This is a genomic window from Kosakonia sp. MH5 (assembly GCF_009935945.1).
GTDB classification, from domain to species: Bacteria; Pseudomonadota; Gammaproteobacteria; order Enterobacterales; family Enterobacteriaceae; genus Kosakonia; species Kosakonia radicincitans.
Map to the genome: position 1 here is coordinate 614735 of NZ_QODH01000001.1, position 23112 is coordinate 637846.

Annotated in this window: 20 protein-coding genes; 7 read left to right on the forward strand and 13 right to left on the reverse strand. The window is 55.0% G+C overall.

Translation table 11 applies throughout. The features are described 5' to 3' along the window. Window positions 1–21 precede the first annotated feature (21 nt). Window positions 22–381, reverse strand: coding sequence for an inner membrane protein YbjM (gene ybjM / locus DK872_RS02935; RefSeq protein WP_161518014.1), 360 nt, complete (start codon window positions 379–381; stop codon window positions 22–24). 274 nt (window positions 382–655) lie between these two features. On the opposite strand from ybjM, the gene DK872_RS02940 reads away from it, so the two are divergent. Further along, window positions 656–2341, forward strand: a complete 1686-nt coding sequence (locus tag DK872_RS02940; protein WP_035885883.1) for an aspartate:alanine antiporter — start codon at window positions 656–658, stop codon at window positions 2339–2341. 240 nt (window positions 2342–2581) lie between these two features. On the opposite strand, the gene DK872_RS02950 is transcribed toward DK872_RS02940, so the two are convergent. Next, window positions 2582–3571: an alpha/beta hydrolase gene (locus tag DK872_RS02950; RefSeq protein WP_161518016.1), complete on the reverse strand. Its 990-nt coding sequence runs from the start codon at window positions 3569–3571 to the stop codon at window positions 2582–2584. Beyond that, complete coding sequence (locus DK872_RS02955) at window positions 3531–3788, reverse strand: hypothetical protein (RefSeq protein ID WP_139201266.1); 258 nt, start codon at window positions 3786–3788, stop codon at window positions 3531–3533. The genes DK872_RS02950 and DK872_RS02955 overlap by 41 nt, the downstream gene beginning before the upstream one ends. 47 nt (window positions 3789–3835) lie before the next feature. On the opposite strand from DK872_RS02955, the gene DK872_RS02960 reads away from it, so the two are divergent. Continuing rightward, window positions 3836–4585 carry a 2-phosphosulfolactate phosphatase gene (locus DK872_RS02960; protein ID WP_369878857.1) on the forward strand — a complete coding sequence of 250 codons (750 nt, stop codon included), beginning with the start codon at window positions 3836–3838 and terminating at the stop codon, window positions 4583–4585. On the opposite strand, the gene DK872_RS02965 is transcribed toward DK872_RS02960, so the two are convergent. Beyond that, window positions 4556–5098 (reverse strand): TetR/AcrR family transcriptional regulator, encoded by a 543-nt coding sequence (locus tag DK872_RS02965; RefSeq protein WP_035885885.1) that lies wholly within the window; start codon window positions 5096–5098, stop codon window positions 4556–4558. The genes DK872_RS02960 and DK872_RS02965 overlap by 30 nt on opposite strands. An 80-nt stretch (window positions 5099–5178) precedes the next feature. Here DK872_RS02965 and DK872_RS02970 point away from each other — a divergent pair, with 80 nt between their 5' ends. Beyond that, entirely contained in the window at window positions 5179–6381 is a 1203-nt protein-coding gene (locus tag DK872_RS02970) for an MFS transporter (protein ID WP_007374078.1), read from the forward strand. Window positions 6382–6404: 23 nt separating this feature from the next. Here the strand turns inward: DK872_RS02970 and DK872_RS02975 are convergent, their stop codons facing one another. Then, on the reverse strand, window positions 6405–7637 hold the full coding sequence (locus tag DK872_RS02975; RefSeq protein WP_035885886.1) for an MFS transporter: 1233 nt from the start codon (window positions 7635–7637) through the stop codon (window positions 6405–6407). A 273-nt stretch (window positions 7638–7910) separates the two neighbouring features. Between DK872_RS02975 and ybjG the strand changes: the two genes are divergently transcribed. Together ybjG and deoR are read left to right on the forward strand one after the other, a co-directional pair. After that, window positions 7911–8519, forward strand: a complete 609-nt coding sequence (gene ybjG, locus DK872_RS02980; protein WP_007374075.1) for an undecaprenyl-diphosphate phosphatase — start codon at window positions 7911–7913, stop codon at window positions 8517–8519. Window positions 8520–8584: 65 nt separating this feature from the next. Next, complete coding sequence (deoR, locus tag DK872_RS02985) at window positions 8585–9343, forward strand: DNA-binding transcriptional repressor DeoR (RefSeq protein WP_007374074.1); 759 nt, start codon at window positions 8585–8587, stop codon at window positions 9341–9343. A 30-nt stretch (window positions 9344–9373) separates the two neighbouring features. On the opposite strand, the gene dacC is transcribed toward deoR, so the two are convergent. Then, window positions 9374–10576 carry a serine-type D-Ala-D-Ala carboxypeptidase gene (gene dacC / locus DK872_RS02990; protein ID WP_007374073.1) on the reverse strand — a complete coding sequence of 401 codons (1203 nt, stop codon included), beginning with the start codon at window positions 10574–10576 and terminating at the stop codon, window positions 9374–9376. Between the two features lie 234 nt (window positions 10577–10810). Here dacC and DK872_RS02995 point away from each other — a divergent pair, with 234 nt between their 5' ends. Next, complete coding sequence (locus DK872_RS02995) at window positions 10811–11440, forward strand: glutathione S-transferase family protein (RefSeq protein ID WP_161518017.1); 630 nt, start codon at window positions 10811–10813, stop codon at window positions 11438–11440. Window positions 11441–11483: 43 nt separating this feature from the next. On the opposite strand, the gene DK872_RS03000 is transcribed toward DK872_RS02995, so the two are convergent. Both DK872_RS03000 and DK872_RS03005 read right to left on the reverse strand, forming a co-directional pair. Beyond that, window positions 11484–11942, reverse strand: a complete 459-nt coding sequence (locus DK872_RS03000; RefSeq protein ID WP_237656148.1) for a hypothetical protein — start codon at window positions 11940–11942, stop codon at window positions 11484–11486. Between the two features lie 188 nt (window positions 11943–12130). Continuing rightward, window positions 12131–13033 carry a LysR substrate-binding domain-containing protein gene (locus tag DK872_RS03005; protein WP_007374070.1) on the reverse strand — a complete coding sequence of 301 codons (903 nt, stop codon included), beginning with the start codon at window positions 13031–13033 and terminating at the stop codon, window positions 12131–12133. Window positions 13034–13851: 818 nt separating this feature from the next. On the opposite strand from DK872_RS03005, the gene DK872_RS03010 reads away from it, so the two are divergent. Continuing rightward, window positions 13852–14757, forward strand: coding sequence for a flagellin (locus tag DK872_RS03010; protein WP_007374068.1), 906 nt, complete (start codon window positions 13852–13854; stop codon window positions 14755–14757). Window positions 14758–15065: 308 nt separating this feature from the next. Here the strand turns inward: DK872_RS03010 and DK872_RS03015 are convergent, their stop codons facing one another. The 5 genes from DK872_RS03015 to uca all read right to left on the reverse strand — a co-directional run bounded on the left by DK872_RS03015 (window position 15066) and on the right by uca (window position 23046). Then, the gene (locus DK872_RS03015; protein WP_079518182.1) at window positions 15066–15683 is read right to left on the reverse strand and encodes a protein phosphatase CheZ; all 618 of its coding nucleotides are present in this window, start codon (window positions 15681–15683) and stop codon (window positions 15066–15068) included. A 230-nt stretch (window positions 15684–15913) separates the two neighbouring features. Continuing rightward, a complete protein-coding gene (locus DK872_RS03020) occupies window positions 15914–17020 on the reverse strand; it encodes a PQQ-dependent sugar dehydrogenase (protein WP_090397186.1) in 1107 nt (368 codons plus the stop codon). A 140-nt stretch (window positions 17021–17160) separates the two neighbouring features. Further along, window positions 17161–17544 (reverse strand): biofilm formation regulator BssR, encoded by a 384-nt coding sequence (locus tag DK872_RS03025; RefSeq protein ID WP_007374064.1) that lies wholly within the window; start codon window positions 17542–17544, stop codon window positions 17161–17163. Between the two features lie 103 nt (window positions 17545–17647). After that, window positions 17648–19447 carry an allophanate hydrolase gene (atzF, locus tag DK872_RS03030; RefSeq protein ID WP_161518018.1) on the reverse strand — a complete coding sequence of 600 codons (1800 nt, stop codon included), beginning with the start codon at window positions 19445–19447 and terminating at the stop codon, window positions 17648–17650. Continuing rightward, on the reverse strand, window positions 19444–23046 hold the full coding sequence (gene uca, locus DK872_RS03035; protein ID WP_161518019.1) for an urea carboxylase: 3603 nt from the start codon (window positions 23044–23046) through the stop codon (window positions 19444–19446). Before uca ends, atzF begins: the two co-directional genes overlap by 4 nt. Between the last annotated feature and the right edge of the window lie 66 nt (window positions 23047–23112).

A 23112-nucleotide genomic window follows, 5' to 3' on the forward strand; every position in this document is an offset into this window, starting at 1 on the left:
CGCCCCCACTTTCGGGGGCGTTTAGTGCCTGAACATCCTGCCCACAAACAGACACGCCAGACCGCCAATCCCACACCAGAACACCGCGCTGAACAGCCAGGCCAACTCCTGCCAGACCGAACGCGACGGCAGCAGAAACAGATGAATCAGTACATAGCAGAATGGTAGCGCCAGTAGCGCACCCAGCAACGCAATAACCACCCGGCGGCGACGGGCAACAAGGCCGCTGGCAATACCGGGCAATATAAAAAACAACAAACCTGTTTCGGGTTTACCAGAACCGGGTAAATTCCCTTTCATGCTTACAACCAAAGAAAGGCATACCGCAATAAAGAGTAGAAAACTACAAATAACACCGAGCCGACGTCGCCTGAGCTTCAAACAATCCTCCTGACTCTCTATCACACACCAGTTCGTTCAAAAGAATGTCCGGACAGATAAAGGGTGACGGCAATCCATACCTGAAATGGCCTGGCCGTAAACACGCGATTCTCACTAGCCGTTGTAATCTAATCCGATTAAACTATCGCCCTGTTTTTGTTTTGCGAAGAATGCATGGTGCAAGACCGCTTTTTAATGCCAGCGCACGTTCAAAACACTAGCTCAAATAACCATTCCTTTCAACAACTTACAAGTAAACAAGAAGTTAGCCTCCGTGAATATAAACGTCGCAGATTTGTTAAACGGGAATTACATACTGTTATTGTTTGTCGTACTGGCACTCGGCCTTTGTCTTGGTAAATTACGTCTGGGTTCGGTACAACTCGGTAATTCCATTGGCGTTTTAGTCGTTTCGTTATTATTAGGTCAACAGCATTTCAGCATAAACACAGATGCATTAAATCTTGGCTTTATGCTGTTTATTTTTTGTGTGGGTGTTGAAGCCGGTCCCAACTTTTTTTCGATTTTTTTTCGCGACGGTAAGAATTATCTGATGCTCGCGCTGGTATTAGTTGGCAGTGCGCTATTAATTGCTTTAGGGCTGGGAAAATTGTTCGGCTGGGATATTGGCCTCACCGCCGGGATGCTGGCAGGTTCGATGACCTCAACCCCGGTTCTGGTCGGCGCTGGCGATACACTGCGCCATGCTTCGATGGAGAGCGGTAATCTTGCCAGCGCGCTGGATAACCTCAGCCTTGGCTACGCGTTAACCTACCTGATTGGTCTGGTCAGCCTGATTTTCGGCGCGCGTTATTTGCCGAAGCTGCAACACCAGGATCTGCAAACCAGCGCCCAACAGATCGCTCGCGAACGCGGCCTCGATACCGATGCCCATCGCAAAGTGTATCTGCCGGTGATCCGCGCTTACCGCGTCGGGCCGGAGCTGGTGGCCTGGGCCGACGGCAAGAACCTGCGCGAGCTGGGGATCTATCGCCAGACCGGTTGTTATATTGAGCGTATTCGCCGCAACGGTATTCTCGCCAGTCCGGACGGTGACGCGGTGCTGCAAATGGGCGATGAGATCTCGCTGGTCGGTTACCCGGACGCACATGCACGCCTCGATCCCAGTTTCCGCAACGGTAAAGAGGTGTTCGATCGCGATCTGCTGGATATGCGCATCGTGACGGAAGAAGTAGTGGTGAAGAACCACAATGTGGTTGGCCGCCGTCTTGCACAGTTAAAACTGACCGATCACGGTTGCTTTCTTAACCGCGTGATCCGTAGCCAGATTGAGATGCCGATCGACGACAATATCGTGCTCAATAAAGGCGACGTGCTGCAAATCAGCGGCGATGCCCGCCGGGTGAAAACCATTGCCGACCGTATCGGCTTTATCTCGATTCACAGCCAGGTGACCGATCTGCTCGCCTTCTGCGCCTTCTTTATTGTTGGCCTGATGATCGGCATGATCACCTTCCAGTTCAGCTCGTTCAGTTTTGGCGTGGGTAATGCCGCCGGTCTGCTGTTTGCCGGTATCATGCTTGGCTTCCTGCGTGCGAACCACCCGACGTTCGGCTATATCCCGCAGGGTGCGCTGATGATGGTGAAAGAGTTTGGCCTGATGGTGTTTATGGCCGGTGTCGGCTTAAGCGCCGGTAGCGGCATTGGTCATGGTCTGGGCGCCGTCGGCGGGCAGATGCTGATTGCCGGGTTGATCGTAAGCCTCGTTCCGGTGCTGATCTGTTTCCTGTTCGGCGCTTACGTGCTGAAAATGAACCGCGCTCTGCTCTTTGGCGCGATGATGGGCGCACGTACCTGCGCGCCCGCCATGGAGATCATCAGCGATACCGCGCGCAGCAATATCCCGGCGCTGGGCTACGCCGGAACCTACGCGATTGCCAACGTGTTGTTAACCCTGGCGGGGACGCTGATTATCATCATCTGGCCGGGACTCGGATAACTCCTAAGCTGAAAAATATTTCAGTTATGCGCAGAACTTTTTTCTGGGGTGTCAGTCATAACTAGTGCCACTGCTTTTCTTTGATGTCCCCATTTTGTGGAGCCCATCAACCCCGCCATTTTGGTTCAAGGTTGATGGGTTTTTTGTTGCCTGGAATTCACTCCCTAAGACATTCAGCCCTGCTCTGCGGATTTCGTTTTCTGAAATCTCACCGCGCTCCGGTGGCCTTGATTACTCCGCTTACAGGTTATTATCTTTACCGCTTGCCGCTTTACCTTCACCGTTAGGCGCGCCCAGTGTCTGCTTGAACCATTCGACCACCGTTTTGATCACCGCAGGCTGGAACCAGGAAATATCACCATGCTCCGCGCCCTTGACCAGAATGTATTTCGCCTTGTCATGTTTCTCTTTCAGCGCATTGTAAAGCTGCGCGCTCTGCTCCGGCGACACCAGCGTGTCGGCGCTGCCGTGCATGATAAGGAACGGTGGCTCATTACCGCTGATATGCCCCATCGGGCTGGCATTCAGCGCTTTTTGTTTATCGCTGTCGATGGTCGCGCCGGGGAAATTCCTGAACGCCGCGCCGTTCACCAACAGCGATTCGGTGACCGCCGGGGAACGATGCACTTGCTGGATCTCTTGCGGGAATCCTTCACCGATATTCAGCAAGTTTGAAATGCCATATAACGTCGCAACCGCCTGCACTGCCGACGATTGATCGGTGTTATCGCCGGTATCGAAGGTTTTTAGATTGTTGGTGGTGCCGAGCATCTGGGCCAGCCAGCCACCAGCGGAATCCCCCAACACACCGATTCGTTGCGGATCGATGTTGTACTCCTTCGCATGTGCGCGCAAATAACGCACTGCGGCTTTACCATCTTCCAGCGGCGCCGGGAAAGTATTCGGCACAACACGGTACTCCGCCGCGGCGACAACAAACCCCGCTTCCGCCAGCGCTATACGCATTTCAATAAATTTATCGTAATCGGCGGAAGTAAAACCGCCTCCGGGAAAGTAGACGATGGCTGGTTTCAGCGCGCTGGTGCGCGGAACCAGTAGCGACATGTTTAACTGGAGAACGGAACGCACATTCCGAATCTGGCTGTAAACGATATTGCTCAGTAAATCGATCTGCCCGCGGGATTTTTCAACATTAATAACCTCCGCGCCGGGCGTATTACCCGCCAGCTCATGGCTGGCAGCCAATGCCGAACCCGAAATACTCGCCATCAGAAACCACCCCGCTACCGTGAATCGACCTCGCATTATGCACCTCTCCATTCTCATTAAAAAAATAAGCGAGAGTGGGCAAAGCGGGAATGGTCGACACAAACGTTACCAGCGATTTTTTTAACGTCAAACCCAATAAGCGAATGAAATTCATCTGAATTTTAGATGAATATATGCAGACCTTTTCCAGAGAAATCGCCAGCGGATTGTTTTTCATCGCGCGATTCTGCTTTATTACTGGACCACAACTCACAGAGGCCTCCCATGATGAGCAACGCCTGGTTCAACCAAAACCCGTTTGACGTGCGGCTGGAGTGGGGGTTAGCGGCAGCGGAACATCTGGCGCACGAAGCCGATTGCGTGGTGATTGTCGATGTGATGTCGTTTTCCACCTGCGTCAGCCTGGCAAATGATAACGACGCACTTATCTATCCATGGCCGTGGAAAGATGACAGCGCGCTGCGCTACGCCCAGGAGAATGGTGCCGATGTCGCCAGTTTCGAGCGCACGTTCAGCGGCGAGCGCTATACGCTCTCACCCACTTCATTGCGCGATATTCCCGCCGGGCACCGGCTGGTGCTGCCCTCGCCGAACGGTTCGACGATCGCCTTCAAAGCGCGCGACTGTGGCGCGGCGGTATTTAGCGGCTGCTTTCGTAACCGGACCGCCACCGCACAAGCCTGCGCCGGTTTTCAACGTATTTTGCTGATCCCGGCCGGAGAGCGCTGGCCGGATGGTAGCCTGCGCCCGGCGGTAGAAGATTATCTGGCGGCGGGAGCGATTATTGCCGCCCTCGGCAAACGCCATCTTTCGCCGGAAGCACAAGCCGCAGCCGCGGCATTTCGTGAAAGCAGCCTCGCTGATTTGCATCACTGCGCCTCAGCAAGAGAGCTTCAGGAGCGAGGTTTTGCCCGCGATGTCGCGCTGTGCCTGGCGCTGGATGTCAGCCGCCGCGCCTGCCGGTTGCAGGATAACGCATACCGCTCAGAGCCCGGCGATCCGGCCAATTATTAGGCGGATCTCTTCGCGGCTCAGCGGTTGCCTGTCGGTCACAAAGTGCAGCGTCATCCCTTCGATAAAGGCGTCCAGTGCGCGCGCCGTGATCGGATCAAACCAGCGTTCAAGGGTTGTCTGGCTGGAACGCATCCAGTTTTGCATCACGCTTTTCAGCACCGGCTGGCGGCTCATAAAGGCGTAAAGCTGGTACATCAGTTCCATATTGCGCGCGGTGGTAACCTGCGCGCCGTAAATCAGATCCGTGACCGCATCACAGGCCCGCGCCGGGCTATCAACACCGTCAAAGAAAGCGGCGTACTGCGCCGACATCTGCCCGGTAAAACGGCTGAATGCCTCTTCCAGCAGCGCGTCAATGCCGGAGAAATAGTAGGTCATCGAGCCGAGCGGCACATCCGCACAGCTGGCGATTTTGCGGTGGGTTACCGCCTGGATGCCGCATTCGGCGATGGTGTCCAACGTCGCTTCAAGAATGCGGTCGCGCCGCTGCGGGTCGTTCGGTCGTCGTGCCATAGATCCTCTCACTGATTTATGTACAAATGTACACTTCCTTGCTAGTGTTGTCTCACCTTTTCATTTTCCGACGTGAAGTTATGACCGTAATTGCCTCCCGCAATGCCCTGCGCAACCGTCTATGGGCGCTGTTTACTTTCTTTTTTCTGCCCGGATTACTGATGGCCTCCTGGGCAACGCGTACGCCTGCAATCCGCGATATTTTGTCCGTCTCGACGGCGGAAATGGGCGGCGTGCTGTTTGGCCTGTCGATCGGTTCGATGAGCGGCATTCTCTCTTCCGCGTGGCTGGTTAAACGCTTCGGCGCGCGCAAAGTGATCCGCGCCAGCATGTCCTTTTCCGTGCTCGGCATGATGATCCTCAGCCTCGCGTTGTGGGTCGCTTCACCGCTGCTGTTTGCCCTCGGGCTGGCCGTGTTCGGCGGTAGCCTCGGCGCGGGCGAAGTGGCGATGAATATTGAAGGCGCGGTGGTTGAACGTGAAATGAATAAAACCGTGCTGCCGATGATGCACGGTTTTTACAGTTTCGGCACGCTGGTCGGCGCAGGGATCGGCATGACGCTAACCGCACTCGGCCTCACCGCCAATGTGCATATTCTGCTGGCGGCGCTGGTGGCGATTGTGCCGATTATCCTGGCGATTGCTGCTATTCCGGATGGCACCGGCAAAAACTCCGCAGAAGAGAACGCGCAAGGGAAGAAGGGAATCCCCTTCTGGCGCGATAGCCAATTGTTGCTGATTGGCGTGGTGGTGCTGGCGATGGCGTTTGCGGAAGGCTCCGCCAACGACTGGTTGCCGCTGTTGATGGTGGACGGTCACGGTTTTAGCCCCACTTCCGGCTCACTGATCTATGCCGGTTTCACCCTCGGTATGACCGTTGGCCGTTTTACCGGCGGCTGGTTTATCGACCGCTACAGCCGCGTTGCGGTGGTTCGCGCCAGCGCATTAATGGGCGCGCTGGGGATTGGTTTGATTATCTTTGTCGACAGCGCCTGGGTGGCAGGCGTGTCGGTGATTTTGTGGGGGCTTGGCGCGTCGCTTGGCTTCCCGCTGACCATCTCAGCCGCCAGCGATACCGGCCCGGACGCCCCTACCCGCGTTAGCGTGGTAGCGACCACCGGTTACCTGGCCTTTCTCGTCGGCCCGCCGCTGCTCGGTTTTCTCGGCGAGCACTACGGCCTGCGCAGCGCCATGCTGGTGGTACTCAGTCTGATGCTGATTGCCGCGCTGGTCGCTCGCGCCGTGGCAAAACCGGTTCCGGAAGCACAAGCGGAAACCTGTTAACAGCAAGGCGGCGCACTGCCGCCTTAAACTTCCAGCGAATTCCCCACGCGTTTATCGCGCAGAAACACCACCATCAGGCCGATCCACAACACGCCATTTGCCAGGTTGAAGAGGCTGAACAGACCATTGCCGCCCGCCAGCCAGGCATGCTTGCTGATTTCGATCCCGACAGTAAAGATGAACATCTGCAACATGCCCATCGCCGCTGACACCGTGCCCTTACTCATCTCACTGGCGAACAGCGTCAGCCGTACCAGCCCGGCATTCGCCAGCCCAATGCCAAAAGCGTAGAGGCTCAACCCGGCAGCCATCCACAAATAAGCATGAGAAGAGACCAGCGTCGCGACTGCCGCCAGCAGCAAACCGGCAGCAATCGGCCAGCCGCCCATAATGATCAGCGCCCGTACGGTGCGCCGCGACGTCAGACGCGCCAGCGCCAGGTTACCGAGAATCAACGCGCCGAAAACCGGCACCTGCAACAGCCCGTACTGATAGCTGCTGAGTTGCTCACCGCTAATGATGATGATCGGCGACTGGGCGATCCACGCCAGTAACGGCAGGCTGACAAACCCCGTCGCCAGCGCGCCGGCGACAAAACGCAGGTTTTTCATGACTTCAGCATAATCGCGCCACAACGCCTTCAGTGAGAGCGGCTCGCCAAGGCGGGTCGCCGTTTCCGGCATCGCCTTTTGCAGACCAAAAAAGGAGAACGCCGCCAGCGCCGCGAACAGCACAAACATCCCCTGCCACGGCGCGGCGTGCACCCAGGCCGCACCCACCAGCGGGCCAAGCAGCGGCGCAATCAACGCCACGTTGGCCATCAGCGCGGTAATTTTGATACACACGGCCTCTTCAAAGGATTCCTGAATCGCGGCGTAGCCCACTGCACCAATAAAGCACAGGCTAATGCCCTGTAAAAAACGCAGCAGCGTGAATTGTTCGATATTTTGCGCCAGCAGCGTGGCAAGGCAGGTCAAAATGAACCACACCACGCCGGTCAGCATCACCGGACGGCGGCCAATGCGATCCGACAGCGGCCCGAGTAACCACTGTAAAAACATGCCGCCCGCCAGGTAAGCGGTCATGGACGTTGGCACCCATTCGATCCCGGCGTTGTACTGCTCCACCACCGCCAGCATGCCGGGTTGGATCATGTCGTTGCCGATATAGGTCGAGAATTCGTAAAGCACCAGGCAGAGGGGAAATAGTAGCGCCCGTCGTCCCAGACGTTGGCCAGATAAGGAATGGTTTTGCATGCTGTCTCTTCATCTATGAAAAATCGCGCAGAGTGTAATAAAAGCTGTCCGGCTGTGATAGCGAATTTGCAGCCATTGCCTAAATTTAGCGCTTTTCGGCAAATTAAGGTTTTCTTAATTGCCTGGGCGTAGCGTGCGCATTATTACAGTTTTGTTTAAGAATCGTCTAACTCTCCTGGGAGTAAGATAAAACCCCTTTACCGTTTGCCGACGCACTTTTAAGGTGGGCGCTTTCGCGCAAATGTGGTCGTTTAATCAAAGAGTAACAAACCTATGCTAGAGAGCCTCAACTACACGCTGTTCTACTGGATTAACGCAACGCCCGACTCCCCCCACTGGTTAATTGCGCTGGCCGAATTTAGCGCCAGCGATCTCATCAGTATTGTGCCGCTGCTGGCGGTGGGCCTTTGGCTGTGGGGTCCGCGCCATCAGGTTAGCGCCCAGCGTCAGTTGGTGATTAAAGTGTCGATGGCGATCGTAGTCAGCATGTGCATCTCACTGTTATTAGGCCACTTCTTGCCGCACGATCGTCCCTTTGCCGATCATGTCGGCTATAACTTCCTGCCGCATGCACCGGACAGTTCTTTCCCGAGCGACCACGGTACGGTCATCTTTACTTTTGCCGTGGCGTTCCTCGCCTGGCACCGCCTGTGGTCGGGTGCCGTGCTGATGGCGGTTGGTCTGACGATCGCCTGGTCCCGCGTCTATCTCGGCGTCCACTGGCCGCTGGACATGTTCGGCGCGCTGTTAGTCGGTATCAGCGGCTGCCTGAGCGCGCAAATCCTGTGGCAGGGTTTTGGTCCGACGCTCTACCGTATCATTCAGCAGATTTATCGGTTCTGCTTCGCAACGCTGATTCGCCGTGGCTGGGTGCGTGACTAAGCCCAGCGCCAAAGGTAAGATGAACGCCCTGCTCAATGCAGGGCTTTCTTTTATTCAGGGGAAATATGGAAACAAGACGTGACGAACGGATTAGCCAGCTGCTGACGGCGCTCAGGCACAGTGACAAGCTGCATCTGAAAGAGGCGGCAACGCTGCTTGGCGTTTCAGAGATGACCATTCGCCGCGATCTCAGCGCCAACAGCGCTCCGGTGGTTCTGCTGGGCGGTTATATCGTGCTGGAACCGCGCGCGGCCAGCCACTATCTGTTAAGCGATCAAAAAACCCGGCTGGTCGAAGAGAAACGCCGCGCCGCAAAGCAGGCTGCCGCGCTGTTGCGCGCGCATCAGATGGCCTTCTTCGATTGCGGCACCACCATGCCGTGGGTGATTGATGCCATTCCTGACGATTTGCCGTTTATCGGCGTTTGCTACTCTCTGAACACTTTTCTGGCTTTACAGGAAAAACCGCAGTGCCGCGCGATCCTCTGCGGTGGCGAATTCCATGCCAGCAACGCGATTTTCAAACCGCTGAATTTTAATGAGACGCTGAAAAATCTGTGCCCGGATATCGCCTTCTATTCGGCGGCAGGCGTGCATGTGCAACAGGGCGCGACCTGTTTTAATCTCGAAGAGTTGCCAGTGAAACACTGGGCAATGGAGAGTGCGCAATACCATGTGCTGGTGGTGGATCACAGCAAATTCGGTAAAGTACGCCCGGCCTGCATGGGCGCGCTCAACCAGTTTGACGTGATTGCCAGCGACTGCTGTCCCGATGACAGCCTGGTGCAGTTCGCAAAACAGCAGCAAATCACATTGATGTACTGACCGTGCCCGCCGGGGCACGGCCTGTTAACGTCAGGAGAACCAGCCGCCAAACCACTGGTGGAATTTCAGCAGAACAAAATCCCACATCCGGCCGATAAACCCGGCCTCTTGCACCGCTTCCATCACCACCAGCGGACGCTGTTCGATGGTTTTACCGTTCAGCTGAAAATCGATCGTCCCCACCACTTGGCCTTTGCTCAGCGGCGCTTGCAATTCCGGCTGCGTCAGCGTGTAGCTCGCTTTCAAATTATTAAGCTGCCCTTTCGGGATAGTGATCGAGCCCGCCTCGCCTGCGCCGAGCTTCGCTTCGCTGCTGTCGCCAAACCAGACGCGCTGCGTGACAAAAGTGGCATCAGGTTTGATTGGCGTTACGGTATCGAAGAAGCGGAAGCCCCAGTTGAGCAGTTTCTCGGATTCATTAAAGCGGATGCGGTCGGTTTTCGCGCCCAGCACCACCGAGATCAGGCGCATATCGCCCTGCGTCGCGGACGCCACCAGGTTGTAACCGGCGCCGTCAGTCGTGCCGGTTTTCATGCCGTCCACGTTCATACTGGTGTTCCACAGCAGCCGGTTACGGTTCGGCTGGCGGATCTTATTAAAGGTGAACTCTTTTTCCTTGTGAATGGCGTACTCATCGGGCACATCATGAATTAAGGCTTTGCCGAGCAGCGCCATATCGCGCGCAGTGCTGAACTGGCCCGGCGCATCCAGCCCGTGCACGGTTTTAAAGGTGGTATTGGTCAGCCCCAGTTTCTGCGAGTAGCTGTTCATCAGGCTGACGAATGAATCCTGGCTCCCGGCAACATAGTCGGCAATGGCGATGCTGGCATCGTTGCCGGACTGAATAATGACCCCTTTATTCAAATCCGCGACCGACACCTGATCGCCCGGTTTCAGGAACATCAGCGAGGAACCGCGCAGTACCGGGTTGCCGGTCGCCCAGGCATCTTTACCGACGGTTACCGTATCGGTGAGGTGAATTTTTCCGGCTTTCAATGCCTGACCAACCACGTAGCTGGTCATCAGTTTGGTGAGGCTGGCGGGATCGAGTTTCTCGTCGGCATTACCTTCCGCCAGCACTTTACCGCTGGCGTAATCCATCAGGATCCATGCGCGGGCGTCAACCGGCGGCGCCGCCGGGTTTTGTTCAACCGCATAGAGTGAAGGAGAAAAGAGAAATAACAGCGCGGAGCCCGCAGCCAGGCCGCGAAGGGATAAAGAGAAATGCGTCATATATGGCCACCCGAGTATCCATTCAAACAAACGTCACAACACGTGCCGCAACAAACGGTGAGTAATAGCGCACAAACGGAGCGAAAAAAACCGTCGGTGAGTAAAGTTATTAAAGTTTATGCAATAACAGGGTGTTGCGCTCACTTTGTGCGATCTTTTTCTAAGTCGTTGCCAGAACGTTAACTTTCCCCCACCATAAATCCCCAGACAGAGATCCACTTCAAAGGGGTAAAAATGATAACGCTATGGGGCAGGAATAACTCAACTAATGTCAAAAAAGTTCGCTGGCTGCTGGAAGAACTGGAGTTGCCGTACGAGCACATTCTGGCGGGCGGGCAATTTGGCCTGAATCACGATGCCGAATATCTGGCGATGAATCCGAACGGGCTGGTGCCGCTGCTGCGCGACGATGAAACCGGCGTTGTGCTGTGGGAATCAAACACTATCGTGCGTTATCTTGCCGCCCAGTACGGGCAGGGCCGCCTGTGGATTGAAACTCCCGCCGCGCGTGCGGAAGGGGAAAAATGGATGGACTGGACGATTGGCACCCTGGCGCCGAAATATTCCCAGGTGATGATTGGGCTGGTACGCACGCCGCCAGAGCAGCGGGATAACGCCGCGATTGCTGCCGCAATACAATCGCTCGAAGGAATGCTGGATATTCTCGATAACGCGCTGGCAAAACAGAGCTGGTTTTCCGGCGAAACTTTTGGCTGCAGCGATATCGCCGTTGGTCCGTTTATCTACAACCTGTTTGCGATTCCCGGCTTAAGCTGGGCGCCACGCGCCAATCTGCAACGCTGGTACGCGCAACTGTGCGAGCGTCCGGGGTTCCGCACAACCGTGATGATTCCGGTAATCTGATACCCGACGTTACCGGGCAGGGAAGCCCGGTAAACCCCGCGCCCTACTCTTCGCCGCCTTCGTCATCTGCAAATAGTGCTTCATCTTCTTTGAACAAGTTGCTCTCATCCCATTCGATTTCCTCGCTGGCATAATGCACCGGATCAATGCCGCAGCACTCTTCCAGCACTTCTTCGGCTTCATCCAGCAAGGCAATCGCATCCTGCCAGCAGACCGTGATGTCCGCATCGACAAGCTCGCCATTATCAATCGCCTCAAGTTTCGTCATCGCAAACTCAATATTATGTAAACTCTCCAGCACCAGATTGACTTCTTCGCCGAGCCCCATACCGGAAATAGCTGCAGCATGATCATCACTCAATGCGTCATCGAATTCATCGCCCGCGTTATCTGATAACGCAGATGTTCTGGCGACAGCCAAAAATAACTGCGAACGTTTTTTGAGAAAACTTGCCCGATCTAACGAAAGATCCAACTGTTCAGTGACTTCAATATCCATCATCTCAATCTCATAAAGTGATATACAAAACTCATGGCGGTAGCTGAATATTTTTCTAAATGCGATGTTAAAGGGTGCGGAAAACAGAGCAGCATTGCTGAGAAACAAACGCTATGCCGTTTTTAAACGTTTGCATCTCAACGTGTTGCTCCTCAAATTTAAACGCACGTTGGTGCGCAGAAAAACAATCGTTACACTCCCTGGCGCACAGGGCGAAGCCGGGCACTAATCCTGCCTGCGACATCATTGCCGAAACTGTAATATTTCTCTTTCATGATATCGCCCGTGCGCATCATCAAAAATACTTTGCGGGATAAATTATTATCCTTAATATTGATATATTTGATGCTGCTTTGCTCATTTCCAAGCGTTGACAATTTCGGAAAGAAAGAAACATTATCAGAATTTCTCACCATATATCTGATGGTTTCCAGATCGTTTGAAATACTGCGCGCATGATTGAGAATCTCCTCACTACCTGGCTCAAGCTGTAAATGTTCTGGCATCGACTTGGTCATAATGAGTTTATGCTTCTTCAAATCTTTGAGCTCAATAGCTTCATAGCTGGATAACGGATGGCTGATATTCACCCCCAGAACAAATTGCTCTTCATAAAGTTGGGCTTCGAAAAAACGATCGTTATCAATCGGGCCAATCAGCAAACCCAGTTGCAATTGCCCTTTATCCAGCATGCTCAATAGATTATCTTCATTGACCTCATGCAACTTGATTTCATTATCAGGAAATTTCTCTTTAAATACGCTAAATAAATCGTCATGAATGTAAGAACCCAGCGTCGGGGTAATGCCGATATTAATAACACCAACCGGCTGAAAACGTAGCCAGCGCGCCATTTCCTGAAGGTTATGAACTTCACGGAGAATATTTTCGATCACCGGCAATAGATGCAGGCCGGTTGGCGACAGGCTAAAGCCTTTACCTTTGCGGTGCAGCAGAGGGATGCCCAGCTCTTCCTCCAGCTTCTTGATTTGTATGCTGAGGGTCGGTTGTGAAACATCACACGCCTCGGCAGCTTTCTGGAAATTCATATGTTGCACCAACGATACAAAATATTCCAAATCCTGGGTTCTCATATTGTCAACTCTCCCGTGTGTAGAAAAAATAAAGAACAAAACACTACAGAGCATAAGGTCTTTTATGTTTCCAGCGACACAAACAACCTGCCGATGGCATTTAAGTAAATTCTTATGCGTAATTTAATTTAAGGACCACAAAAGCACTTTTCATCAATTATTTGTTTTATACAAAACCCCAAATTTACACGCATCAATAATCGATGACAGAAGTAAAAACTTTAATCGGTAATTTATATCGTCAAAATCACAATAGGATGTAACGATGTAAAAATAGAAAATTTGCTTTTAGTGGTGCTTTTATGACTACTATTTCACCTGTTTTATAATCATCACATTAATGAACAACAAGAACGGAGAAAGTTACCCACCGATTTCTTTTAAGCAGAGAATTCTGATAGCAGAACGCATATTCAAATATGAGACTAACAGCATCGAACAGTTAAGAAAAGCTAATTTATAGTGTGTCTCCCGCTCTCCGCATAAACAAACAATAAAATCATAATCGTTGCTTAATTGATTGTTAAGCAATACTACATTAAATTAAACGCAGACTAATCAATATTTCATCTCTTAGGTAAAATTATAATTGCAATGGCCTATAGAAGATCTGCAAATAGAATTAACCGTTGTCATAATTAATATATTCAAATTACCTATTAGCTATAAAATCATTATGTTGAACAGTGATATTTATAAAATAAAAATATTCTCCATTTAAATTTAAAGTTTTATTAATCCCATCCGATATGATTGAAGCCCGGCGATATTATCAGGGCAACACTAATAGATTAATTCTATATTCCTGGAGAAATAAAATGGCTGTTATTAATACCAACACCTTGTCTTTAACGACCCAAAATAACCTGAGCAAATCGCAATCTTCATTGGGCACCTCCATTGAACGCCTGTCATCCGGTCTGCGTATTAATAGCGCAAAAGATGATGCTGCTGGTCAGGCAATTGCAAACCGCTTTACATCAAATATTAATGGCCTGTCTGTTGCCGCACGTAACGCCAATGACGGGATCTCACTGGCGCAAACCACTGAAGGCGCACTGAGCGAAGTCAACAACAACCTGCAACGTATTCGTGACCTGACTGTACAGGCGCAAAACGGTTCCAACTCCGCATCTGACGTTGACTCCATTCAGGCCGAAGTAAACCAGCGCATGGAAGAGATCAACCGCATCACCACGCAGACCGACTTCAACGGTCTGAAAGTGCTGAACACCGGTTCCGGCGACAGCGTGTATAACTTCCAGGTTGGCGCGAAAGATGGCGAAACCATCAGCATCACCGTCAGCAGCAGCGATGCCTTCAACCTCTACAGCACCACCGGCGCAACGGCTTCCACCACCGGGCAAATTGTCAACGGCAGCGCGCGTGCCACTGACGCGCACGGCTTCGATGTATTGCAGGGCGTGGTTGATGCCACCGGCGGCACAAACGGTAACCCGCTGGCGGATCTGGATACCGCCATCAAAGCGGTGGACAGCGAGCGCAGCCTGCTGGGTGCTTCCCAAAACCGTTTTGAATCCACCATCTCTAACCTGAATAACACCACCAACAATCTCTCTGCCGCGCGCAGCCGTATTCAGGATTCCGATTACGCGACGGAAGTTTCCAACATGTCACGTGCGCAGATCCTGCAACAGGCTGGCAGCTCCGTACTGGCGCAGGCGAACCAGGTACCGCAAACCATGTTGTCGCTGCTGCGTTAAGCAGGCTAAGGTCCGTTACCCTCCTTCATAGCGGATCGTTTTAAACGTTATTTCAGGTAATACATCCCCGCTTTGCCATGAGGGCGGGTGATTCAGCATAACTGTCTATTGAGAAATATTTTTATCCCGCAATGTTAGATGGCATTGCGGGATTTTTTTCGCCTGTTTTATTATGCTCCTGTGCACAAAGTTATTATCCCGCAGAAATAAAAAAGGATGCAATGAACCATTGCATCCAGAATAAATAACAGCAAATAAAACAGCTTTTACATCACCTGAGGGTTTTCATAATGCAGAACAATTACTGATTACAGACCAAGGCTATCCAGTAACTCATCAATATCATCTTGTGTGGAAGCCGCAGGCAAATGTGCGGCGTGTTCTTTCTCTCTGGTCAGCGTCGCCCGGCTTTCCTGCGGTACGCTGTCTAATAAGACCGCGAGGAATTGTTTTTCTAAATTCTCCAGCAGCGCCATCATGCGCACAATAATGCGCGCGGTGGTATCCGGAAAATCCTGCGCCAGCATAATATCGCGCAGATAGTTTTTGGTGGCATCGGTACAAAGCGGCACCGCGCCAAGCCAGCCGCGCGTTGCGCGGGCAAGCGCCATCATACCGTCAATGCCATCGCTCTCTTTAATACCATCCCATTGTGACAGTAGCTGGCTGGCTTCTTTGCTGAGCCGCTCCTGCAACGGCTGCGTCTGCTCAATCAAATTAAGCGTTTTACCGGAGGCCTGCGCCGTCAAATCGACAACATATTGCAAACGGCTGCGCGCATCGGGAATAGAGTGGGCGATTTCAGCAATAGTAATATCATGCCCCAGCTCACGCAGGCTGGTTCTTAACACCCGGGTCACATTACCAATGCGGGCAATCAATTCATAAATATCGGTTGCCGTATGCGGAACAGTATGCACATTCATTATTACCTCTCCTTTACGCCATCTTTTCTCGGATATTCAGTTATCGGCACTTTATCCGCACACTTAAATAAAAGGCGCCAGATAGCCAACCGCTATATAAATAGAGAAAGGCGTAAAGGTTTATTTTAACAAATATAAAAGGCAGACATTATAGAACACCGTAATATAGTTATTATCTAATACTGCGTTTTAACCAGGAAAAAGCGAAAAAGGGAATCCATTCCCCCTCTTCACGAAGCCGGACGCACTTTCCACAGCTCGCCGTCCGATGAATCCGTCAGCACGTAAAGGTAACCATCCGGCCCCACGCGCACATCGCGGATACGCTGTTTACGATCGGTAAGAATGCGGCCATCTTCCGTAACTTTGTCACCATTAACACTCATCACGATGACATCTTCATCTTTAAGCGCGCCAATAAAGAGTTTGTTTTTCCACTGCGGGAACGTGTCGGCGTTATAGAATGCCATGCCGCTTATCGCCGGGGATTTCTGCCAGTAAAAGATCGGCTGTTCGGTGCCAGGCACAATCTGCCCCTTCGCCTCGGGGATTTTCAGCCCGCTATAGTTAATGCCCCAGGTGGCAATTGGCCAGCCATAATTTTTGCCTTTTTGCGCAATATTAATTTCATCACCGCCGCGCGGGCCATGTTCGTGCCACCACAGGGCATTGCTCCACGGGTTTATCGCCATTCCTTGCGGGTTACGAATGCCATATGCCCAGATCTCCGGACGGGCATCTTTGCGGCTGACAAACGGGTTATCATCCGGCACTTTCCCCTGATCGGTCAGCCGTACCAGTTTGCCCTGCAATTTATCCAGATCCTGCGCCGTCGGGCGCTGGTTGTTCTCACCCAGCGCAATCCACAGATAGCCTTTGCCGTCAAACACCAGCCGACCACCAAAGTGGTTGCCGGTTGAGAGTTTCGGCTGCTGGCGGAACACCGTCTGAAATGCCTCCAGACGGGTGAAATCCTCGCTCAGGCGGCCATAACCGACTGCTGTACCGGCTTTGCCCTCTTTGTCCACTTCCGCATAGCTTAACCACACCCGGCGCGACTGGGCGAAATCAGGCGCCAGCACCACATCCAGCAAGCCGCCCTGCCCGTGCGCCCACACTTTCGGCACACCGCTTATCGGATCGGAAAGCCCCTTACCGGCCTGCCACAAACGCAGTTGCCCGCCGCGCAAAGTAATTAGCATGCCGTGATTATCGGGCAAAAATGCCAGCGACCAGGGGTGATCAAGTTTGCCTTGCAGAACATCAACCTTCACCGCCGCGGGCTCAGCCCATACCGGGACGGAAAGAAACAGCAGCAACAGGGGAAGACGGCGCATCGGGCTCTCCTTTATTCAGCAGCTTCGCAGAGTAAAGGGTAGACCGGGGCGCAGAAATGAAACGCAGGTTTACAGAATTTATACATTCGGCATGAAAGAAAACGGACAGACAAGAAGGGGGAGTTCCCTCCCCCTTAAGCTTAGGCCTCTTCGAGCGGTGAATGCTCGTTAAGGTAGAGAATGGCATGATCAAGCACATTCAGTGAACGTTCGAGTTTGTCGGCATTCACAGAGATATACGTTGGGCAATCCTGTCGCCCGCTCATCAGGCAAACCGCCGCTGAAGAGAGCGCCTCTTCGGCGCGGTACAACGCACCCCGCGATTCGCGATCCGGCATTTCATTCAGCCGTTCTCCTTTATCACGAATCTCAAGCGCCAGGGCAAACAGACGTTCACGCAGACGATCGTTTTCGCTGACCGACATATAACCTTTTGCCTTCCTCATCTGGGTGTAGGCCGCAAGGTCCGCTCTGGCAGCAGTCAACTTCGTCAACAAGCGACGAACAAGTTCATCAAAGCTCATACATATTTCCTCCCTTGTCAGCCAATGGGGTAAGTTAATAGTATGGCTGCTATTTGCACAAAATCATGCACGCGGTCAATAATTAATCGATATTGACAATCCTTTACAAACCGGAAGCCAGCCAGGCGCGCCATCCTCCGTAAGACGTGATCTCCTGCGCCCCCTGCAAGCCATAATTTTCACAAATGAATCCGCTCAACCAGCGACCATCTTCCAGCTCGACTTTACCCAACCCAAGCGGCGCCGGAATACCAGCAAGGAAAGAGCCGACTTCGCTGTGCGGCAGTTCCCACACTTCCACGTCGATCGCCGTACCCTGCTGTTCATCACGCACCATGCCTGGCCGTTTACCGTCTGCCAGCGCATATAACCGATAACGCGGCGCGCTGCGGGTGGCGCTAAGTAGAGTCGCGCCCCGCTGACGCAATTGCCCATTAAGCGCCAGCCCGTCCAGATGCGCGCCACACACCACCAGCGCCAGCCGATCGTGGCTCGCGGTATTTACCGGAACGGTAGCCGCCATTTTCCGCCCGCCGGGCAAGGCCAGCGACGCGTTGCGCTGCATCGCATCGGCAAGGCTCAGCAGATACTGATCGGTAAACGCGCGGCCAAACAGCGTAACGCCGGAAGGCAGGCCGTTGGCCATCATGCCGTTTGGCACCGCAACAGCGGCGTAATCCAGCAGGTTCATAAAATTGGTGTAGTAACCGAGATCGGCATTGCGTTTTACCGGTTCATCAGCCAGCTCCGCCAGCGTCACCGGGCGCGGATAGGTCGGCGTCAGGACGCAGTCCAGACCGGTAAGCAGCGCGTCGCACTGCGCTTTGTAGGCCTGTAAGCGGTATTGTGCATCAAAGGTCGCCACCGCATCGGTGGAGGGCGCTTTGCTCAGCACCGCCTTGATCACCGGCAGCACCGCATCCGGCTGTTTTTCAATCAGCGGCCCGACGACGTGGTAGCGCTCCGCCACCCACGGCCCTTCATACAGCAGGCGCGCAGCGGCAAGAAACGGGGCGAAATCAAGCGTCACCGGCACGCCGCCAAGCGACTCCAGCCGCGCTTTTGCCGCATAAAACAGCGCCTCACTCTCTGCGCAGCCGAGGAATTCCAGCGTAGCCGGGACGCCAAAACGGAAACCCGGCTGCGGCGCGCCAAAGGCCTGCGCGCCGTTCCACGCCGGGTTACTGCGGCTGTAGGCATCGCGCACGTCTTTCACTGCTGTTAGCGCCAGTAAACGGCTGGCTTCGGCGGCGGTAGCGGTAAAAAAGGTCACGCAATCGAGCGTGCGACAGGCCGGTACCACACCCGCCGTGGAGATCAACCCTTTGGTCGCTTTCAGGCCAACCAGATTATTGAGCGACGCCGGAACACGCCCGCTGCCTGCGGTATCCGTGCCGAGCGCAAAGCTTGCCAGCCCAAGCGCCACCGCCAGCGACGATCCGGCACTGGAGCCACCTGCCGGATAATCGGCATGCACACTATTACGGCAGACGCCATACGGTGAACGCGTGCCGTTCAGCCCGGTGGCAAACTGATCGAGATTGGTTTTACCCAGCGGCACCGCGCCCAGCGCAATCAGTTGCGCAACGATGGTCGCATCCTGTTCTGCGGTATACGCAAATGCCGGGCAGGCGGCGGTGGTCGGAATGCCAGCCAGATCGATATTGTCTTTGATGGCGAACGGCACGCCATACAGCGGCAGCGACTGAGGCGGCACGTTGTCCAGCGCCGCCAGATACGGTTCCAGTTCCGCCGCGCTGAGAAGATAAATAAAGGTGTTGAATTCCGGATTCAACGCCAGCGCCCGCGTGCGCAGCGTCGCTATCACGTCGCGCGGCGTTAAATGGCCGTCGCGGTAAGACTGCGCCAGAACATCAAGGCGTAAATCAAATGGCTGCATCATGCTGTTTTCTCCAGAACCACCACACATTGACCTGCACGCACCGAACTGCCCGGCTGCACGCGCACCTGGCTTACCACACCATCGTGGGCGGCAAGCAGCGGGATCTCCATCTTCATCGACTCCAGCACCACCAGCACATCGCCTGCGCGAACCTGGCTGCCCGGCGTGACATTCACCTGCCACAAGTTGCCGGAGATCGGGCTGTCGATGCCCTGTTGCCCCGGCTGTAACGGTGCATCTTCGCCCTCTTCCGCCAGCGCTTCACTGCTGTCGAAATGCGCCTGGCCGCTGGCGATCCAGCGATCGCGTTCGGCGGCGAAAGCGCCCTGCTGTTGCGCACGGAAAGCAGCAATACTTTGCGCTTCATCGGCGAGAAACTGCTGATACTCCGCCAGCTTCAGCGTGGTGTGCTCAATGCGCAGCGGATAACGCCCGAGCGGGAAGTCGCGACGAATGGTTAACAATTCATCGGCAGACACCGGATAAAAACGGATCTGATCGAAGAAGCGCAGCAGCCATGGCTTACCGGCAAAATCCGCCACGGTATGGTAACGATTCCACATTTGCAGTGTCCGCCCGACAAACTGGTAGCCGCCCGGCCCTTCCATGCCATACACGCAAAGGTACGCGCCGCCAATGCCGACCGAGTTTTCCGCCGTCCAGGTGCGCGCCGGGTTGTACTTGGTGGTCACCAGTCGGTGGCGCGGATCGAGCGGTGTCGCCACCGGCGCGCCAAGGTAGACATCGCCCAGCCCCATCACCAGATAGCTGGCGTCAAATACCGTTTTATAGACTTCATCGATATTCGCCAGATCGTTAATGCGGCGGATAAATTCCAGGTTGCTCGGGCACCACGGCGCATCGCGGCGCACGGTGGTCATATATTTGTCGATGGCTTTCTGGCACGCCGGGTCGTCCCACGAGAGTGGCAGCCAGACAATGCGCGACGGCACATCCAGATCCTGGCGCTCACACACGCCCTGCCACAACCCGGCCACCGTCTCCAGCAGTTGCGCCAGCCCCAGCGCTTCCGGCTGGTAGTGAATTTGCAGCGAGCGAATGCCCGGCGTCAGATCGATTACCCCCGGCAGCGCCAGGGCTTCCAGCGCCCGCATTAAGGCGTGGGCGCGAAAACGCAGCACCAGATCCAGCTCCGGCTCGCCGATCTCCAGCAGCAGATGCGTATCGCCGGAAAGCCGCGCCACCAGGCGCTTATCCGCCTCGCCGCAGTTCAGGACGATCGGCGAAGCCAACGCCACGGGTTGCCATACCACCTCCTGCGGTGTGAGGCTGGCGATTTGCGCTTCCTGCGCCTGCGCCAGACGGCGCGCAGTGGCGATATCCACCGGGATAAAACGCACTTTATCGCCCGCTTTCAGTTGGCCGACGGCCGGTAAATCCGCTTCGATAATGGTCACCGGACAGACAAAACCGCCGAGGCTCGGGCCGTCCGGACCGAGAATCACCGGCATGTCACCGGTAAAATCCACCGCGCCGATAGCATACGGGTTGTCGTGAATATTGGAAGGATGCAGCCCGGCTTCGCCGCCGCTGTCGCGCACCCACTCCGGTTTCGGGCCTATCAGGCGCACGCCGGTGCGGCTGGAGTTGAAATGCACTTCCCAGTCGGTCGCCAAAAAGGTTGCCATATACGCCGGGGTGAAGTACTCCGGCGCGCCGTGCGGGCCATAAATCACCCGCAGCTCACGCACCGGGGAAAGCGGCGTATGCAACGCCTGCGGCAGCGCCGTTTCGCGGCATGGTGCCGTTAATGGCGCCAGATGCAGCACGTCGCCGGTACGCAGCGCGCGCCCGGCATGGCCGCCAAACTGCCCCAGCGTGAAGGTGCTTTTGCTGCCCAGGTATTCTGGTACCTGCAATCCCCCGCGCAGGCAGAGGTAGCTGCGCACACCGTCACCGCTGATGTCGCCGATGTGCAACGTCATCCCCGCCCGCAGCGTGAAGATACAGTTCATCGCCAGCGGCTCGCCATCGAGCGTTAGCGCAATATCCGCCCCGGTGACAACCGCCTGCGCATCGCAGTTAAATTTTAGTGTCGGGCCGCTCAGGGTGATCTCCAGCGCCGCCGCGTTGTCATCATTGCCCAGCAGACGGTTGCCAAGACGCAGCGCGCGGCTGTCCATCGGGCCGGATGGCGGCACACCCACCGCCCAGTATCCCACGCGCCCGGGGTGATCCTGCACGGTGGTTTGCGTCCCGGCGCTCAGCACCTCCAGCGTATACGCCTGATACGTCAGCCCTTCAAGGCAGCGCGTCCAGGGTTCACCGCAGGCGAACGGGGCAAAGGTTAAGATCTGCTGTAAATAGGTGCGGTTAGTCTCCACGCCGTATAAACGGGTTGCGCCCAGCGCGTCGTGCAGCGCATGCACCGCCGCCTCACGCGTGGGCTGCCAGGCGATGATTTTCGCCAGCATCGGGTCGAAGAACGGCGGTACTTCACAGCCGGATTCCACCCAGCTATCGATGCGCAATGTCCGGCGATCGTCCGCCGGAAATGCCACGTCAGTCAGTAAACCGGGAGATGGCTGGAACTGGCGGCCAGGATCTTCCGCATAAACCCGCGCCTGAATCGCGTGGCCGCTGGGTGTCAGGCTGTCGCGAAGCTGCGCCAGCGGCGGCAGTTCTCCGGCGGCGAGCGCAATCATCCAGCCCACCAGATCGACGCCCCACACCTGCTCGGTCACACCGTGCTCAACCTGCAAACGGGTGTTCACTTCAAGGAAGTAAAACCGTTTGGCTTCGCTGTCGTAGACAAACTCCACCGTGCCCGCGCTGCGGTAGTTGACCGCTTTGCCGAGCTTAATGGCCGCGCTGCACAGCGCTTCTTCCATGCCCGCAGGCAGATTTGGCGCAGGCGTCTCTTCCAGCACTTTCTGGTTACGACGCTGCACGGAACAATCGCGCACGCCAAGGGCAATCACCTCGCCTGCGCCATCGCCGAAGATCTGCACTTCCAGATGGCGGGCGCGGGCGATGTACTTCTCAATAAAGACCCCCGCGTCGCTGAAGTTGTTTTTCCCCAGCCGCACCACCGCGTCGAATGCGTCGTGTAATTCAGCCGCCGTCGTGCAGACGCGCATCCCGATACCACCGCCACCCGCCGTGCTTTTCAGCATCACCGGGTAACCGACGATTTCTGCGGCGCGCAGCGCTTCATCCACATCCGCCAGCAGTTCGGTGCCTTCCAGCATTGGCACACCCTGTTTTTTCGCCAGCGCGCGGGCGGTATGTTTCAGGCCGAAAACGCGCAGTTGCGCAGGCGTCGGGCCAACAAAGGCAATGCCCGCCGCTTCGCAAGCTTCGGCAAAGGCCGCGTTTTCAGAGAGGAAACCATAGCCGGGATGAATAGCCTGTGCCCCGCTCTCGCGGGCGGCGGCAATGATTTTTTCCGTCACCAGATAGGTGCCTGCTGCCGGGCCATCGCCGAGGCTAATCGCTTCGTCGGCCTCGCGGATGTGCAGGCTGCTGATATCGGCATCGGAATAGACGGCAACGCCGCCAATCTGCATGGCACGCAAGGTGCGCAGGATGCGGCAGGCAATCGCCCCGCGGTTGGCGATCAGGAGTTTCGTAAACATAGGTCAGACTCAATCGTGGCGGGTCGTCCCGCCGAACATTGGCTCACCGCATGGTCGTCCATGGGG

Coding starts and splice junctions, on each gene's coding strand:
- DK872_RS02950 (WP_161518016.1), bottom strand. CDS start 3,571: ATGGCGAGTATTTCGGGTTCGGCATTGGCTGCCAGCCATGAGCTGGCG.
- DK872_RS02955 (WP_139201266.1), bottom strand. CDS start 3,788: ATGAAAAACAATCCGCTGGCGATTTCTCTGGAAAAGGTCTGCATATAT.
- DK872_RS02960 (WP_369878857.1), top strand. CDS start 3,836: ATGATGAGCAACGCCTGGTTCAACCAAAACCCGTTTGACGTGCGGCTG.
- DK872_RS02965 (WP_035885885.1), bottom strand. CDS start 5,098: ATGGCACGACGACCGAACGACCCGCAGCGGCGCGACCGCATTCTTGAA.
- DK872_RS02970 (WP_007374078.1), top strand. CDS start 5,179: ATGACCGTAATTGCCTCCCGCAATGCCCTGCGCAACCGTCTATGGGCG.
- DK872_RS02975 (WP_035885886.1), bottom strand. CDS start 7,637: ATGCAAAACCATTCCTTATCTGGCCAACGTCTGGGACGACGGGCGCTA.
- ybjG (WP_007374075.1), top strand. CDS start 7,911: ATGCTAGAGAGCCTCAACTACACGCTGTTCTACTGGATTAACGCAACG.
- deoR (WP_007374074.1), top strand. CDS start 8,585: ATGGAAACAAGACGTGACGAACGGATTAGCCAGCTGCTGACGGCGCTC.
- dacC (WP_007374073.1), bottom strand. CDS start 10,576: ATGACGCATTTCTCTTTATCCCTTCGCGGCCTGGCTGCGGGCTCCGCG.
- DK872_RS02995 (WP_161518017.1), top strand. CDS start 10,811: ATGATAACGCTATGGGGCAGGAATAACTCAACTAATGTCAAAAAAGTT.
- DK872_RS03000 (WP_237656148.1), bottom strand. CDS start 11,942: ATGATGGATATTGAAGTCACTGAACAGTTGGATCTTTCGTTAGATCGG.
- DK872_RS03005 (WP_007374070.1), bottom strand. CDS start 13,033: ATGAGAACCCAGGATTTGGAATATTTTGTATCGTTGGTGCAACATATG.
- DK872_RS03010 (WP_007374068.1), top strand. CDS start 13,852: ATGGCTGTTATTAATACCAACACCTTGTCTTTAACGACCCAAAATAAC.
- DK872_RS03015 (WP_079518182.1), bottom strand. CDS start 15,683: ATGAATGTGCATACTGTTCCGCATACGGCAACCGATATTTATGAATTG.
- DK872_RS03020 (WP_090397186.1), bottom strand. CDS start 17,020: ATGCGCCGTCTTCCCCTGTTGCTGCTGTTTCTTTCCGTCCCGGTATGG.
- DK872_RS03025 (WP_007374064.1), bottom strand. CDS start 17,544: ATGAGCTTTGATGAACTTGTTCGTCGCTTGTTGACGAAGTTGACTGCT.
- atzF (WP_161518018.1), bottom strand. CDS start 19,447: ATGATGCAGCCATTTGATTTACGCCTTGATGTTCTGGCGCAGTCTTAC.
- uca (WP_161518019.1), bottom strand. CDS start 23,046: ATGTTTACGAAACTCCTGATCGCCAACCGCGGGGCGATTGCCTGCCGC.